Origin of the sequence: Methanomicrobium antiquum, assembly GCF_029633915.1 — an archaeon.
Lineage (GTDB): Archaea > Halobacteriota > Methanomicrobia > Methanomicrobiales > Methanomicrobiaceae > Methanomicrobium > Methanomicrobium antiquum.
On record NZ_CP091092.1, the window covers coordinates 890,396 to 903,834 of the forward strand.

Annotated in this window: 16 protein-coding genes and 1 tRNA gene; 11 read left to right on the forward strand and 6 right to left on the reverse strand. The window is 36.1% G+C overall.

Features of this window, described 5'->3' with window-relative positions; translation table 11 throughout:
* The first annotated feature begins 171 nt into the window (after window positions 1-171).
* From L1994_RS04410 to L1994_RS04425, 4 genes are all read left to right on the forward strand, one after another.
* On the forward strand, window positions 172-1,200 hold the full coding sequence (locus L1994_RS04410; protein WP_278100472.1) for a PAS domain-containing protein: 1,029 nt from the start codon (window positions 172-174) through the stop codon (window positions 1,198-1,200).
* Between the two features lie 10 nt (window positions 1,201-1,210).
* Window positions 1,211-1,759, forward strand: coding sequence for a hypothetical protein (locus L1994_RS04415; RefSeq protein ID WP_278100473.1), 549 nt, complete (start codon window positions 1,211-1,213; stop codon window positions 1,757-1,759).
* 100 nt (window positions 1,760-1,859) lie between these two features.
* A complete protein-coding gene (gene hypD / locus L1994_RS04420) occupies window positions 1,860-2,888 on the forward strand; it encodes a hydrogenase formation protein HypD (protein ID WP_278100474.1) in 1,029 nt (342 codons plus the stop codon).
* 247 nt (window positions 2,889-3,135) lie between these two features.
* Window positions 3,136-3,207: transfer RNA gene (locus L1994_RS04425), tRNA-Arg, on the forward strand.
* A gap of 286 nt (window positions 3,208-3,493) precedes the next feature.
* Here L1994_RS04425 and L1994_RS04430 read toward each other — a convergent pair.
* Window positions 3,494-3,775, reverse strand: a complete 282-nt coding sequence (locus L1994_RS04430; protein ID WP_278100475.1) for a peptidylprolyl isomerase — start codon at window positions 3,773-3,775, stop codon at window positions 3,494-3,496.
* 301 nt (window positions 3,776-4,076) lie between these two features.
* On the opposite strand from L1994_RS04430, the gene L1994_RS04435 reads away from it, so the two are divergent.
* A complete protein-coding gene (locus L1994_RS04435) occupies window positions 4,077-4,583 on the forward strand; it encodes a hypothetical protein (RefSeq protein WP_278100476.1) in 507 nt (168 codons plus the stop codon).
* On the opposite strand, the gene L1994_RS04440 is transcribed toward L1994_RS04435, so the two are convergent.
* The gene (locus tag L1994_RS04440; protein WP_278100477.1) at window positions 4,567-5,139 is read right to left on the reverse strand and encodes an endonuclease dU; all 573 of its coding nucleotides are present in this window, start codon (window positions 5,137-5,139) and stop codon (window positions 4,567-4,569) included. The genes L1994_RS04435 and L1994_RS04440 overlap by 17 nt on opposite strands.
* A gap of 39 nt (window positions 5,140-5,178) precedes the next feature.
* Between L1994_RS04440 and aglJ the strand changes: the two genes are divergently transcribed.
* A complete protein-coding gene (aglJ, locus tag L1994_RS04445; RefSeq protein WP_278100478.1) occupies window positions 5,179-6,105 on the forward strand; it encodes an S-layer glycoprotein N-glycosyltransferase AglJ in 927 nt (308 codons plus the stop codon).
* Here the strand turns inward: aglJ and L1994_RS04450 are convergent.
* From L1994_RS04450 to L1994_RS04465, 4 genes are all read right to left on the reverse strand, one after another.
* Window positions 6,069-6,614: an aldolase gene (locus L1994_RS04450; protein WP_278100479.1), complete on the reverse strand. Its 546-nt coding sequence runs from the start codon at window positions 6,612-6,614 to the stop codon at window positions 6,069-6,071. The genes aglJ and L1994_RS04450 overlap by 37 nt on opposite strands.
* Before the next feature lie 301 nt (window positions 6,615-6,915).
* Window positions 6,916-7,185, reverse strand: coding sequence for a thioredoxin (trxA, locus tag L1994_RS04455; RefSeq protein WP_278100480.1), 270 nt, complete (start codon window positions 7,183-7,185; stop codon window positions 6,916-6,918).
* A 78-nt stretch (window positions 7,186-7,263) separates the two neighbouring features.
* A complete protein-coding gene (locus L1994_RS04460) occupies window positions 7,264-8,742 on the reverse strand; it encodes a preprotein translocase subunit SecD (RefSeq protein ID WP_278100481.1) in 1,479 nt (492 codons plus the stop codon).
* A complete protein-coding gene (locus tag L1994_RS04465) occupies window positions 8,732-9,598 on the reverse strand; it encodes a protein translocase subunit SecF (protein ID WP_278100482.1) in 867 nt (288 codons plus the stop codon). Before L1994_RS04465 ends, L1994_RS04460 begins: the two co-directional genes overlap by 11 nt.
* Before the next feature lie 213 nt (window positions 9,599-9,811).
* Between L1994_RS04465 and L1994_RS04470 the strand changes: the two genes are divergently transcribed.
* The 5 genes from L1994_RS04470 to L1994_RS04490 all read left to right on the forward strand — a co-directional run bounded on the left by L1994_RS04470 (window position 9,812) and on the right by L1994_RS04490 (window position 13,418).
* Complete coding sequence (locus L1994_RS04470; RefSeq protein WP_278100483.1) at window positions 9,812-10,129, forward strand: DUF2551 domain-containing protein; 318 nt, start codon at window positions 9,812-9,814, stop codon at window positions 10,127-10,129.
* A gap of 53 nt (window positions 10,130-10,182) precedes the next feature.
* On the forward strand, window positions 10,183-10,452 hold the full coding sequence (locus L1994_RS04475) for a hypothetical protein (protein WP_278100484.1): 270 nt from the start codon (window positions 10,183-10,185) through the stop codon (window positions 10,450-10,452).
* Window positions 10,453-10,900: 448 nt separating this feature from the next.
* Complete coding sequence (locus tag L1994_RS04480; protein WP_278100485.1) at window positions 10,901-11,371, forward strand: archease; 471 nt, start codon at window positions 10,901-10,903, stop codon at window positions 11,369-11,371.
* Window positions 11,372-11,403: 32 nt separating this feature from the next.
* Window positions 11,404-12,837 carry an RtcB family protein gene (locus L1994_RS04485; RefSeq protein ID WP_278100486.1) on the forward strand — a complete coding sequence of 478 codons (1,434 nt, stop codon included), beginning with the start codon at window positions 11,404-11,406 and terminating at the stop codon, window positions 12,835-12,837.
* Complete coding sequence (locus L1994_RS04490; protein WP_278100487.1) at window positions 12,834-13,418, forward strand: hypothetical protein; 585 nt, start codon at window positions 12,834-12,836, stop codon at window positions 13,416-13,418. Before L1994_RS04485 ends, L1994_RS04490 begins: the two co-directional genes overlap by 4 nt.
* Window positions 13,419-13,439 lie beyond the last annotated feature (21 nt).

Sequence of the window (13,439 nt, forward strand, 5' to 3'; positions counted from 1 at the left end):
TAAAAGACTATCTGAAATGCATATCTGATGAACAAGTCCGGTATTTCGCATTAATACCATATGATCAAATATTGCTTTTTTAATTTTTAAAAAGGTCAGATGTATTAAATCTTTTCAGGTCTTAAAAGGTTTTGTTGAAAAATTCAGATTAGGTAATCTGGGAGAAATGATATGAAAAAAAGATACTCTCTGGTTGAGTTCAACAGAGAATTTATAATGATGGTAAATACAGTTTCAGATGCTGTAATTCTTTTTGATAAGGAAAAAAGAATCACACTCTGGAATAAATCTGCAGAACTCCTGACCGGTTATGACTCTGAAGAAGTGCTTGGAAAAATAATTACAGACATAGTTGATTCCTTTACAACTCTTGATACAAAAGAGAACCTGAGCAAAAAGGTTTCTGAAATATTATCCGGATTGTCAGAGGAGAATCCACGAATTCATTTAAAAGGCGCTATATACAAAAAAGACAGAACTGAAATATTATTGAGCGCTTCTCTCTCATCCGGTGAGATAAACGAGGAATGGTATGCAATTATTATTGCACGGGATATTACTGAGCAGATTAAAAACGCTCATGAAATGCAAAAACTGTATGATATTGTACAGTCTTCAAATGATGCTATTGTCGGAGTGGACTTAAACCAAAAGATAACAAGCTGGAATCCCTCTGCTGAAGCAATATACGGATATAAAGAATCTGAAGTTATAGGAAAAAACCTCGCAATGATAGTGCCTGAAAACTGGCTTAATACAATATCCCTTGAGATTGAGAAAGTAAAATCCGGCAAGTCACTAAAACAATTTGAAATTGAAAGAATAACAAAATCCGGAAAAAAATTTACAATTTTATTGAGCTTTTCTCCAATATATAATGAATTTAACTTAGTAACAGGCGTTTCTATCATTGGAAGGGATATTTCCAGTGAAAAGGAGATGATGATGACTATGGTCAGGTATATCTCCGAAGCGGCAATGAGGCTTAAAAATCCGACTGAGCTGGTATTACTGAATCTTTCAAATATAATTCAGGCTATAAAGGAGGATTCAGTTAACAAAGAAGATTTGATCTTAAATATTTCCATTCAGATGAAAAACATGGAACAGATTATTCATAATCTAAGAGAATTAAACCAGGCAATTATTGGAAGTTATGAAGAAATCCCTGACGAATATGTGAAATATTTTGAACATTAGGTGGAAATTTTTGATTAATCTTGGTGATTCAATAGATAAAAAAGACATTTTTATGGTCTTTTCAGATGCGGAAAATCTAAAAGATGATGACATAAACATAATATCACAGCTTTTAAAACTGAATTATGAAACAATAATCATCACTTCAAATCAGCCATACTCAAATCTTGTAAGAATATATGATGCTGAAGATATCGATCTGTCAAAAATTGTGTTCATAGATTTAATTACCCGTTTTGCAATAGGTAAAATCCCGGAGGATGTATCCCCGGGGAGATGTCATTTTATAAGTAACCCGGCAAATCTGACTGATATTGGAATAATACTGACTGAAATTCTGAATGATGGAAACAATGAAAAAAAGGCTTTTGTATTTAATTCAATAAATACAATGCTTATTTACTTATCATCTGAAAAATTATCCAGATTCATTCATCTGATCATAAATAAATTCCGTTTAACGGGTGTAAAAGGATATTTTTTAGCTGTTCATGGGGGAATTGATCCTGAACTTGAATTAAAATTTAATATTTTTGTAGATCTGGTAATAAAAAGCTGATAACCATTTTTCCGGTTATTCTGTTTTTTTACTGAGATTTCTTTGTGGTTTAATTAAGTACAGATAAATCTGATAAGTCCTATAATTCATACAGATACTAATGTCAGGCGGAAAAGATATCAAAAAAGCACTTGATGAGATTGTTGACAGGGAATATACCTTCATGCATATCTGCGGTACTCACGAAGCCGCGATTGCAAAATCAGGATTAAGAAGCGTTCTTCCAAAAGGTCTGAAAATTGTTATGGGTCCCGGATGCCCTGTTTGCATAACTCCTCAGGGTGAGATTGATGCGGCACTTGAACTTGCCGGAAAAGACTGTATTATTGCAACATATGGGGATTTGATGAGAGTTCCGGGAACCAAAGGCACTCTTGACTCCTGTGGCGGGGACGTAAGAGTTGTTCAGGGTGTCCACAAGGCTGTCGATATTGCAAAAGAGACTGAAAAAGAGGTAGTTTTCATATCTGTAGGTTTTGAGACAACTGCACCTACCGTTGCCGCAACACTTCTTACAAATCCGCCTGATAATTTCAGCATCCTCTGCTCGCACCGGTTTGTTCCGCCGGCGATGAAGTTTCTGCTGGAACAGGGTGAAGCCTCGCTTGACGGATTTATGCTTCCCGGACATGTGTGTGTTGTTTCAGGCTATGAGATGTATGAGAAGTTTGCCGTACCGCAGGTTGTAGCAGGATTCGAACCTGATGATATTCTTCTTGGGCTTTACATGCTTGTCAAACAGGTTAAGGAAGGAAGGGCAGAGGTTGAAAACGCATATCCGCGTGCGGTTTCAAAGGAAGGAAACAAAAAAGCGATGGAGATGCTCTATCAGGTATTTGAGCCCTGCGATGTTGAGTGGAGAGGATTTCCAGTCATTCCAAAGTCAGGCCTCAGGCTTAAACCTGAGTTTAAAAAATATGATGCTTTGGATAAGTTTGGCGTCACAATAAAACATGTTGAGAAAAATTCCGCCTGCATCTGTGATAAGGTTTTAAGAGGCATTGCAGATCCTACAGACTGTAAACTCTTTGGAAAAGCCTGCACACCGCAAAATCCGGTCGGGCCCTGCATGGTCAGCCATGAAGGAGCATGCAGGATTTGGGCGTTGTACAACCAGAAAAAATACTAAAAAAACCTTTTCACTCATGTGCTGAATGATTAAAAAGCAAAAAATTTTAGTTTAACATCTTCCAGATAATCTGAAACGAAAAACACATGAAGCAGATTTTAATGTTTGAGAGTTAAAGTTATAGTGTGAAAATTTCATTGAACAGTTAAATTTAGTAAATGTCTGATGCAATTTTTAAAGTTTGAATAAAACATGCTTTTTATGTGAAAATAAAAAGTAAGTCCGGAAAATTTTTTAGAGCGGTTTTGTCCTGATAGGGTAAAGGATATCCTGAAAGCCTCCGGAGCTTTCGATCCGGGTTCAATTCCCGGTCAGGACGTTTTTCTTTGTTTTTCAATAGAAGTTAAAAAATCTGGAAAAATTAAATCTTAAATGATAAACCAGTTAAAAATCCGTTTTTTTGAAAAGCTAAAATCTTATCATTGTTTCATGTAAAAATTATTTTGCAATTATTTTTCTATGGGAGTTAAAATTTGGAGTGAAAATTTTAAAAAGATCTAATATTTGATTTTTGTATGATGAAATACGCTCATTATGTGGGTTTACATTAAAATCACGTTGTGATTCACATGAAAAATTTCATGAATGTTTTTTATCTGATTTTATTATTTAGTACCTGTAATTTTTATTATATGGTAACCAAACTGGGTCTTCACCGGACCTACAACATCGCCTTCTTTTCCCTTGAAACTTGCGTCTTCAAACTCCTTAACCATCATTCCTTTGCCAAACCATCCAAGATCTCCTCCGTTTCTACCTGAAGGGCATTGGGAGAATTTCTTTGCAACTTCTTCAAATTTATCTCCTGCTTTAATTTTGGAGAGAATTTCATTTGCTTCATTTTCGGTTTTCACAAGAATATGCGAGGCTTTTACTTTAGCTGCCATTCATACAAATTGGCAGACATTTCTAAAATAATTATGCATGAGGTATATGCCATGATTAATTCAAAATGGCATAATACAGTAGAGTTAATCTGACTTTGGCAGAACATGATGTTATAGACTACAATAATCAAAATCTATGAAAAAAAAGTCTGCAAAAAAATTCATCAGATTTTTTGAGAGGGAAAAAAACTTCAAAAAAAGTTTACAAAATAAAATATAATTTCAAAAAAACCTGCGAATTCTATCAGATATTGATGACAAAACAAAAAGAATTTATTTTGATTTTGAAAACTGATTAATAATGCAGAATGGTGAAGATGCAGTCTCTCCTACAATATCTACTATCCTAAATGTTATGATTACTCTAATTATGGCATTAATTGTTCTTCTATACGTAATGAATTTCAATGTGTCCTTATATTCACCTCCTGAAAAAGTACCGGTTATTTTTAAGATAACCAAAGTTTCAAGTTGTGCTCCAAATTATGAGAGCAAAATTACTCTTAGAAATGTAGGACTTGAAAAATACAACAATTCTTTGCTTACTGCTGAAATCTATTCAAACGATGTTCTTCTTGGCTGTGCCATTAATACCTTAAACGGCTATGAATTTATCTCAACCAGGCATTACTATGTAAAAACAATTGGTGGAAGCGGATGTAGAAATGCAGAGTGGTATCCGGGTGAAAAAACCGCAATTGATATAACAGATCGTTTGATAAAGCCCGGAGACACAGTTCGGGTTGACATATTTCTAAAACCTGATATGAAGAAAATTTCTACTGACACATTTACTCTTCAACAATAGTAAAATCCGATGATGCGTGCGCTAATAGTCCTGCAACTCTTAGAGGTTCCGGGATTCTTCCCTGGAGAGTAAAGGCATTGCACAGCCATCCTGCATCTTTAAAGGATATGCCTGAACATCTCAGATATATATAAAAGCCGGTTTTCAGCTGAAATTTTTCTCTTATACCTGTATTTTTGTATTTTAAAAGTCGGTCTGAATCACCTGGAAAATATTTATTTATTTTCGTTTCAATTCCTTCTGAATTCTCATATGTCGCACAGATCACAGGAAAACCTGTTTTTTTATGAATTTCTTCAATGTCAATTATGTTAAACCACGAAACAATGCATCCGGAGAGCATTATGCAGTGCAGATCTTTTCTTGAAAGTTTAGTGAAAATATCAATTACAGTATCTGTAGCATCCATTCCTCCAACAGTTGCGGTTGAAAATGCTACTCCATCAATAATTTTGTCTTTTCTCATTACAACTCCGGCAAAAAAGGATTTTTTTGCGCTTCTTGTAAAACTTTCAGCTATGCCCAGTACCCGGATTCCTGATTTTGCAGTCTGCATGAAAGGACTTATGAATGTAGATTTTAATATAATGTAGCAATGGATATCAAAAAGGATGACGTCTGTATTTTCATCCCTACACTAAACGAGGCGCCAACAATAGGAGAACTTGTCAGATCCTTTAAAAAAACCGGTTATAATAATATTTTTGTAATGGATGGAAACAGCAGTGATGATACTGTAAATATTGCTGAATCCGAAGGTGCAATTGTAAAAATTCAGACAGGAAAGGGTAAAGGCAGGGCAATAATAGAAGCGATAGAATACATAAAAAGCCCTTATGTTTTAATGCTTGACGGAGATGGTACTTATCTTCCTGAAGATGCAGAAAAAATGCTTATTCCTCTTTTTGAAGGATATGATCATGTAATTGGAAATCGTCTTGATACATTTGAACCAGGTGCACTTAGTCGTTTCAACCATTTTGGAAATGAAGTTATAAATTATCTTTTCAAGGTGGCACATGGACAGTACCTGCATGATATTTTATCCGGATATCGGGCATTTAATCTTGAGTCTCTTAAAAAAATGAACCTTAAAGAGTATGGATTTGAGATAGAAACCGAAATTTCAGTTGAGGCTGTAGGGGGCAGACAGAAAATTGCAGTTGTTCCAATAAGCTATAAACCAAGACCCGGGACTCCTACAAAACTTCATCCTGTAAGAGACGGTGCAAAGATAATATCTGCTGTATGGAGACTTGCCAGAGTCAGCAATCCGATTTTTTACTTTGGAGTTATCGGTGTTTTTGTATCTCTTGCCGGAGTTTTAATGGGAATCTATGTTGTATATGACTGGTTCCAGGGAATTTCCCATACAGAGATGTCAATATTTACTGTTCTTTTAATTATTCTTGGATTTCAGATCTTTATGTTTGGTGTTATTGCCGATATGATTGTTTCATTTAACAGAGAGTTAAGGCTGGAAATTCAGGGGCTTAAGCCGCCAAAGCCTCCCATCAAATAAATTACTTTACACGCATGCTCTGCAATTGATGTTAATAGATATGCTTCTTTTAGGTCTTTTCCTGTTGCAAATGTACCATGTCCTTTAGCTATTACAACAGGTGCATCTTTTAGTGCAACAGAGATATTCTTTGCCAGAATGTCTGATCCCGGCTCTCCTGCAACAACAGGAATTACGGGACAAAGCATCTTTCCTTCGCTGTCTTCAGGAATAACCTCCGAATAAAAAAATGATGCGGCAACGGAGTATGCAGGATGTGCATGAACAATTGCTTCCTTTTCAGTCAGTTTATATGTTTCATAGTGAACACGCCATTCACTTGATGCACCGGATTCTACAGTTTTGTCCATTGAGACAAATTTCAAATCACCTGGCTCATCAAGATAAGATCCACTTTGAGTTATAAAAAAGCCGTCTTTGTCTTTTAGACTTAGATTTCCAAAATTTCCCCCAACAAGACCTTCATTAAAAAGTCTCTTTCCAATAATTTCAAACTCTTTAATTCTCATTTATACACCTATTTTTAATTTTTCAAATGCCTCAAAGAAAAATATATTTTTTACTTTAACAAGTCTGTCCTGTTGAATGTATTATATAATTTTGCAAACAGAAATAAACCCACAATCTGAGATTACAGCCTGTTTAAAATCAAAGTCTGTTAAAATTAAATTTTTTTATTTGCCTGAATAAAAATATGTCTAATTAATCAACAAAAAATTCATAATTTTACCTTTTCTTAAAAAAAACGTTTGCATGAAATAGAATTTCATGGACATTTTCAGGGTAAATTTATATTTATTTAATGCTTTTTTAAAGCAATGGCACAATCAGACCCTGCAGTGTATCCGCAGGAGTTACACCCTCAAGTCTGTGTTCGACTTTCCCGTCTTTTTCAATGATTATTGTTGGAACAACCTGAATACCATATTTTGCGGCAAGTTCCATATTGTTGTCAACATCTATCTTTTTAATCTCAACAGAGTCACCCATCATTTTTTTTAACTGTTCAAGAATTGGAGTCTGCATTTTGCATGGTCCGCACCATTCTGCATAAAAATCCATTAACACTGGTTTTGACATAATTGTATCACACCTCTTTACAGAGAAAAGGTCAGAAAAAGATATATAATTTTGTTTTTTTGTCTCTGACAAAAGGTATTACTTTGATGGCTTTTTGGATAAAATTGCCATTATCATCTTACCGTATGCCGGACGAGTGATTAATACACCAACCAAAACACCTAAGATTGTAATTATTGCAAAACCTTTCAGAGTTGAGAGATCCATGAGAGCTAAAGGAAGCATTGCAATAATTGCAGTACTTGCGGCCAGAGTGATAATTACAAGTGCACGCCTGAATCTTTTCATGTATACATTTGGAGAGGGCACTTTTCCGTCATGCAAAACCTCGTCTGTTACAATTACAAGCTGATCAATACCTGTTCCTATAACTGCAATAATACCTGCAATACTTGCAAAATCAAGCTGTTGGATATATCTTGCTATACCTAAAAGGATGATAATTTCTGCAAGATTTGTAAGAATCATCGGAAGGACAATTGAGGGTTCTTTGTAGCGGAAATATACAGAGATTCCAACTGCAACTAATGCCAGAATCGCTGCTACTATACAGACAATCTTGAAATAATCCCCAAGTTCGGCTGTTACAGAACCTGATCCTGCAATTGAAACATCTACGGGAAGGGCACCTGCGCGAAGGTGAATTTCAAGAATCTGTGCTTCTTCCAAAGCTTCTTTGCCTGAACCGGTGGATGCGCTCAAATCACGGACTGTTCCGGTGCTGAGCTGTCTTGCAAGATCAGGTGAAAGTGGTGCTGAATAGACCTCTTCTCCGTCAAGAAGCATTACAAGGTAGTGATTCTGTGGATCGGCAACTGCACCGTATTTTATTGCGGCGTCTCTAAAGGCTTGTGCTCCTGTATCATCGAGGGTAAATCCAACTCCCCAGTTCTGACTTCCCGGAGGATTCTGGCTTGGCCTTGAAACGCTTGTTACAGAATCGCCAAAGAGCACATGCTCTGATTCATTTCCGGAGGTTACTATTCTGATCTCAAATTTACCCTGAGAACTTACAAGATCCTGGGCACTGTTGATATCTGCTCCGGCAAGTTCAATTCTGATATATGTCGCAATATCATTCAAACCGCTTATAATGTTTAATTTTGCATCCTGGGTTCCAAGATTATTGACCTTGTCTTCAAGAATGCGTTTAATGTCATCTGCGGTTTCCTTTGAAACACCCTGCTGATAGGAAACAATCTTTGCCCCGGATTCGGCAAAAATCTCTTTTAATTCATCTTCTGGATAATATTTTCTGATTTCAAGCTGATCATCACTCAAAACTATAACTTCAGCATCTATTCTTTTTGATAGTTCTTCTGAAAGGTCATATGCTGATTTGTCTGATGAAAATCTGACTACTTCTGACTGGAATGAAAGCTGAATCCAGCTTCCTCCCTGAAGATCAAGACCTAACTGGAGATTTCCTTCAATTCCTTTATTAACTGCGGGCGGAAGTGCGTAGATGCTTAATATTGAAAATATTATGAGTCCGACCATTATTAAAATGCGCCAGTCAGTAAAAATCTTCTTTAGTGTACTGTCTTCATCTGACATTTTTTCCTCCTTTTGTCTCTTTTAAATACCATTTTAAAAGACCTGCATTGAGCATCCAGGTATTCATAAGATCAACAAAGAGACCAATTAACAAAACAGCTGAAATATCACGGATTATCCCTATCTGACCTATTGCTGATACAATAAACATCGCAGCTACAGCAGTCATTGTTGTGGTGGTCATAATAAATCCGGTCTTAAAAGCTCCTTTTAATTTTTCATCCGGTTTTCCCTGTCTTTTCAGAAGTCTTGTAGTAAGCAGTATATTGCTGTCAACAGAATATCCGATGAGCATTAATAATGCCGCAGTTGTTCCAAGTGATAATGTGACTCCGAAAACATCCATGAAAGCCGCTGTTATTACCATATCTGAAAATGCCGCCAAAACAATGGCAATACTGGGCACGTAATTTCTAAAAGCCGCAAAGACAAATATTCCCATTAAGGCAAATGCAATCAGAATTGCCCAGATTGCCTGTGTCTGAAGAGTTTTTCCAAATGTTTCACCAATTTGATCCACTTTTGCATCCGGATATCTGTCTGATATATGCTCAGTCAGCGATCTGAATTCAGAATCCCCAAGAGATTCGAAGACAATATAGAATCCGTCATTAATGCTTTCCCCAACACTCTTTAACGGATATTCGCTGAAATATTCATATATATGTTCCTGAGAATCACTTGTAAAAAGAGTGACTGCAACTCCTCCGGAAAAATCAATACCAGGCGTTATTGGCATCCCTGTTGCGAATGTGTTAAACGCCAGAAATATTATGGATATGATAAGAAGTCCGGCCGGGAGTGCAACCATCTGCCGTGGCTCATATCTTGTTATATCATAGGTAAATTTACCCATGTTATAAAATTTGTATCACGAGTGATTAATTGTTATGATAATAAAATTAAAATACCAATTTTTTAGCCGTAAAAAATACCGGATGACTGATGAAAAATGAAATTTTCAAAAATTAAAAAAAAGAGTATATTTCAGTTTTTGCAGGAATTGAATTTAAAAAATGTCTTTTATCAGGGAAAAGGTATATATAACGTCCCGTATATATTAAACCTCATGAGATCAGCGGCTGATCTAAAAAATGAGATAGAAAAGCGTCTCCGTAACTATCTATCCAGGGATAAAAATGGCATCCGCCGAACGCTGCTGAATATTTTTGTTAAAACCAGGTCTATGACTATTGCAGAGACGCATGCAAAGCTTAAGGAAAAATTTGATGTCAGTTATCAGTCAGTTGCCTCAATGGTTGGCATTATAGCTTCTAAAATTGGCATTTTACATGTTATCAAATCGAAGGATAACGATCAAAACTGCTACAAACTAAAAGATCAATATGCCGATATGGTCGCGCGTGTTGTTACTACTTCAAATTAAATTTTAATTATACATCACAATCTATTTTTATATATCCTGCTTAAACTTTATCAATGGATATTGATATTTTTGAAAATTCCAAATCCACCGGGATAACTATTTCTGAAGAAGTAAGTCAGTATATTCTTGAGAAAAAAAATAATTTCAGGGTATGTACATCCTGCGGGGGGCCTGTTATTTTATCAACGCTTGTAAAACCTCCAAAACCCTCAGATCTGGAGATTTATGTGGGTGATTACATTCTTTATGTCTCAATTTATCAGGCGCGCTTTATTGACAGAATTGATATCAATATGATTCCCAGATTCTCTGATTATATCTGATTAGTGTCTCATAATTATATACAAAAAAATCCTGATTTGCTTTTAAAGTTGTGTAATAGTTGCAGATACTAAAAAAAGGAATGTCATGTAATTGTCATGTCATTGATAAGATGTTTTATTGACATGTATTGACTATTATTCAGAATATGTATTTTTTAACTCATATATGCTCATATAATGTGCAGAGACTTTGCATCCTTAAAAAACCGGTAAATATTTTTTATAATTTTTAATTAATTTAGATAATAATCAAAGTGAGAAAGAAGCAGAGTAAAAAAGATAACTCAGGGATTTGAAAAAAACGATCATGAAATTATTATTTCATGCTAACTGTTTCATGTAAGTTACGAAGTAACTTTCATGTAAAAAACGCATGATGAGCGTTTTTCACCACACATAAATGATGATAAATATGTCACGAATTTTAACTATCATAACAAATTAAAAAATGTCCTTTGAAGAGATGGAGCATACTGCAGATTTTCTGTTCAGGTGCAGAGGAAAAACAATGGAAGAACTTTTCTCAGAAACAGCGTCTGCTATGTTTTCAATAATGTTTGAATCAAAAACAAAAGAAAATTCTCTGAATAGAAAAGAAAAAAGTATAATCTCCAAAAAAAATGATGAGATTACAAAAGCGGCTGTAAAAAATGAATTTGATTTAACGTCAGATTCATATGAAAACCTTCTTGTGGATTTTTTGTCAGAGCTTCTTTTTTTATCAGAGATCAATGGTCTTGTTTTTTCAGATGTACGGGTATTCATAAATGACTTTTCTCTCCATGCAGAGGTTTTTGGAGAAGAGTTTGACAGAAAAATTCACCTGGGCGGAGCTGAGATAAAGGGAATATCGCGTTCAGGTGTAAAGATTATAAATAAAAGCGGCAATTATCAGGTTGACGTAATATTTGATGTTTAATCTGAATTATTCTATTTGGGAAGTATTTGGAAATGATTGATGGAATTGAAATGATAAATGAGGTTGAATGGGAGATTAAGAAGGGATTTGTTCCTGATATGCGAGTTCCCGGAAGATTTTTTTTATCAGAAAAGCTTTGTGAAACGCTTGAAGAAGGAGCTTTAAATCAGCTTGCAAACGTTGCCACACTTCCGGGAATTATTAAAAATTCCCTTGCTATGCCTGACATTCACTGGGGGTATGGTTTTCCGATAGGAGGTGTTGCGGCCTTTGATATGGATGAGGGAGTAATCTCTCCCGGAGGAGTAGGATTTGACATAAACTGCGGAGTAAGATTGATAAAAACTCCTTTGGATGTATCTGAAATCGGTAAGATAAAGCGGCTTATAACAGAGCTGTTTCATACTGTTCCAACTGGTGTTGGAACAAAAGCTGAAAAAAAATTCAGCTCCGGCGAACTTGATGAGATAATGCTTGGTGGCGCAGGATGGGTTGTCGGTGAAGGATATGGAACAAAAGAGGATTTGATCCGGTGTGAGAGTAACGGGTGCATGAAAGAGGCTGGCACAGAACACATAAGCACAAAAGCCAGGCAACGTGGTATGCCGCAATGCGGAACACTTGGATCAGGCAACCATTTCCTTGAAATACAGACTGTAAAAGAGATAATGGATGAGGAGGCGGCATCTGCGTTTGGAGTTTCAAAAGATGATGTCTGTATTATGATACACTGTGGTTCAAGAGGCCTTGGGCATCAGGTATGCACCGATCATCTGAAAAGTATCGAAGCCGCAACAAAAAAATACAAGATTAAAATACCTGACGGACAACTTGCATGTGCACCTGTTAAAAGTCCTGAAGGAAGGGCATATTATGAGGCAATGGCCGCATCAGCCAATTATGCATGGGCAAACAGACAGTTAATTACTCATATGGTAAGGGAGATTTTCACTAAAATATACAAGGTGGAATACGAAGAGCTAAAGCTTGTATATGATGTTTCCCATAATGTTGCAAAATATGAAGAGCATGTTGTTGACGGGATTAAGAAAACAGTATGTGTGCACAGAAAAGGTGCCACACGTGCGTTTGGTCCCAACTGTCATGATATTCCGTCTGATATTGCAAATATCGGCCAGCCGGTGCTAATCCCGGGGAGCATGGGGACTTCATCTTATCTTCTCAAAGGAACAATGACTGCAATGGAAAAAACATTTGGCAGCACCTGCCATGGTTCAGGAAGAATTTATTCAAGATCAAAAGCCAAAAAAGATCTAAGTGGTCTTAAAATAAAAGAAGATCTTGAAAAAAGAGGCATTTATGTTAAAGCCACAAGCAACAATGTAATTGCAGAAGAAGCACCGGTCGCATACAAATCAAGCAGTGAAGTGGTAAATGTGGTGCACAGAGCAGGATTATCATTGGAAGTTGCAAGGCTTGAGCCTCTGGGAGTGATAAAAGGATGAAATGTAAAGCAGGGATTGCCTGGGATTCTGAAGGTTTTATAAACAAATATATAGCCGGCTGTGGAACAAGCTGTGAGCCTGTAACACCACAGATGCTTGGCGCACCGTATTACAGAGGAAATTTTAATGCACTTGTTATCCCGACCGGGTTTGGAAACAGTATGTATTCCTCGATTCTTCCGGCTCTTCGCGCATCATCCGGCAGAATTGAAAAATTTGTTAAAAAGGGAGGACGGGTAATAGCATTTGGTGCTATGACAAATGATTCAGATTCATACAACTGGCTTCCGTTTAAATGTGAATATGTACATGAATATTTCAGCGCTTCTGTTAGTGATGATAATGCCGGTGAATTCCACGGATTTTTAGAGGATTTCGATGCATCAAATGTTGAATGTGACGGTTATTTCAAAACAAAAGATGTTGATTTTGATGTAATTGCAAAGACTGAAGATGAAAAAGCAGTTATGATAGCAAAAAAATACGGTGACGGATATTACCTTGTAACCTCAGTTCATGAACTGCCTTCCAAATCTTTCATCCGGAAATTCTGTTCTGGCAATGTAGAAATTTTATTTTAGTTATAGGACAGACAAGAAACG

Coding starts and splice junctions, on each gene's coding strand:
- L1994_RS04410 (WP_278100472.1), top strand. CDS start 172: ATGAAAAAAAGATACTCTCTGGTTGAGTTCAACAGAGAATTTATAATG.
- hypD (WP_278100474.1), top strand. CDS start 1,860: ATGTCAGGCGGAAAAGATATCAAAAAAGCACTTGATGAGATTGTTGAC.
- L1994_RS04430 (WP_278100475.1), bottom strand. CDS start 3,775: ATGGCAGCTAAAGTAAAAGCCTCGCATATTCTTGTGAAAACCGAAAAT.
- L1994_RS04435 (WP_278100476.1), top strand. CDS start 4,077: ATGCAGAATGGTGAAGATGCAGTCTCTCCTACAATATCTACTATCCTA.
- L1994_RS04440 (WP_278100477.1), bottom strand. CDS start 5,139: ATGCAGACTGCAAAATCAGGAATCCGGGTACTGGGCATAGCTGAAAGT.
- aglJ (WP_278100478.1), top strand. CDS start 5,179: ATGGATATCAAAAAGGATGACGTCTGTATTTTCATCCCTACACTAAAC.
- L1994_RS04450 (WP_278100479.1), bottom strand. CDS start 6,614: ATGAGAATTAAAGAGTTTGAAATTATTGGAAAGAGACTTTTTAATGAA.
- trxA (WP_278100480.1), bottom strand. CDS start 7,185: ATGTCAAAACCAGTGTTAATGGATTTTTATGCAGAATGGTGCGGACCA.
- L1994_RS04460 (WP_278100481.1), bottom strand. CDS start 8,742: ATGTCAGATGAAGACAGTACACTAAAGAAGATTTTTACTGACTGGCGC.
- L1994_RS04465 (WP_278100482.1), bottom strand. CDS start 9,598: ATGGGTAAATTTACCTATGATATAACAAGATATGAGCCACGGCAGATG.
- L1994_RS04470 (WP_278100483.1), top strand. CDS start 9,812: ATGAGATCAGCGGCTGATCTAAAAAATGAGATAGAAAAGCGTCTCCGT.
- L1994_RS04475 (WP_278100484.1), top strand. CDS start 10,183: ATGGATATTGATATTTTTGAAAATTCCAAATCCACCGGGATAACTATT.
- L1994_RS04480 (WP_278100485.1), top strand. CDS start 10,901: ATGTCCTTTGAAGAGATGGAGCATACTGCAGATTTTCTGTTCAGGTGC.
- L1994_RS04485 (WP_278100486.1), top strand. CDS start 11,404: ATGATTGATGGAATTGAAATGATAAATGAGGTTGAATGGGAGATTAAG.
- L1994_RS04490 (WP_278100487.1), top strand. CDS start 12,834: ATGAAATGTAAAGCAGGGATTGCCTGGGATTCTGAAGGTTTTATAAAC.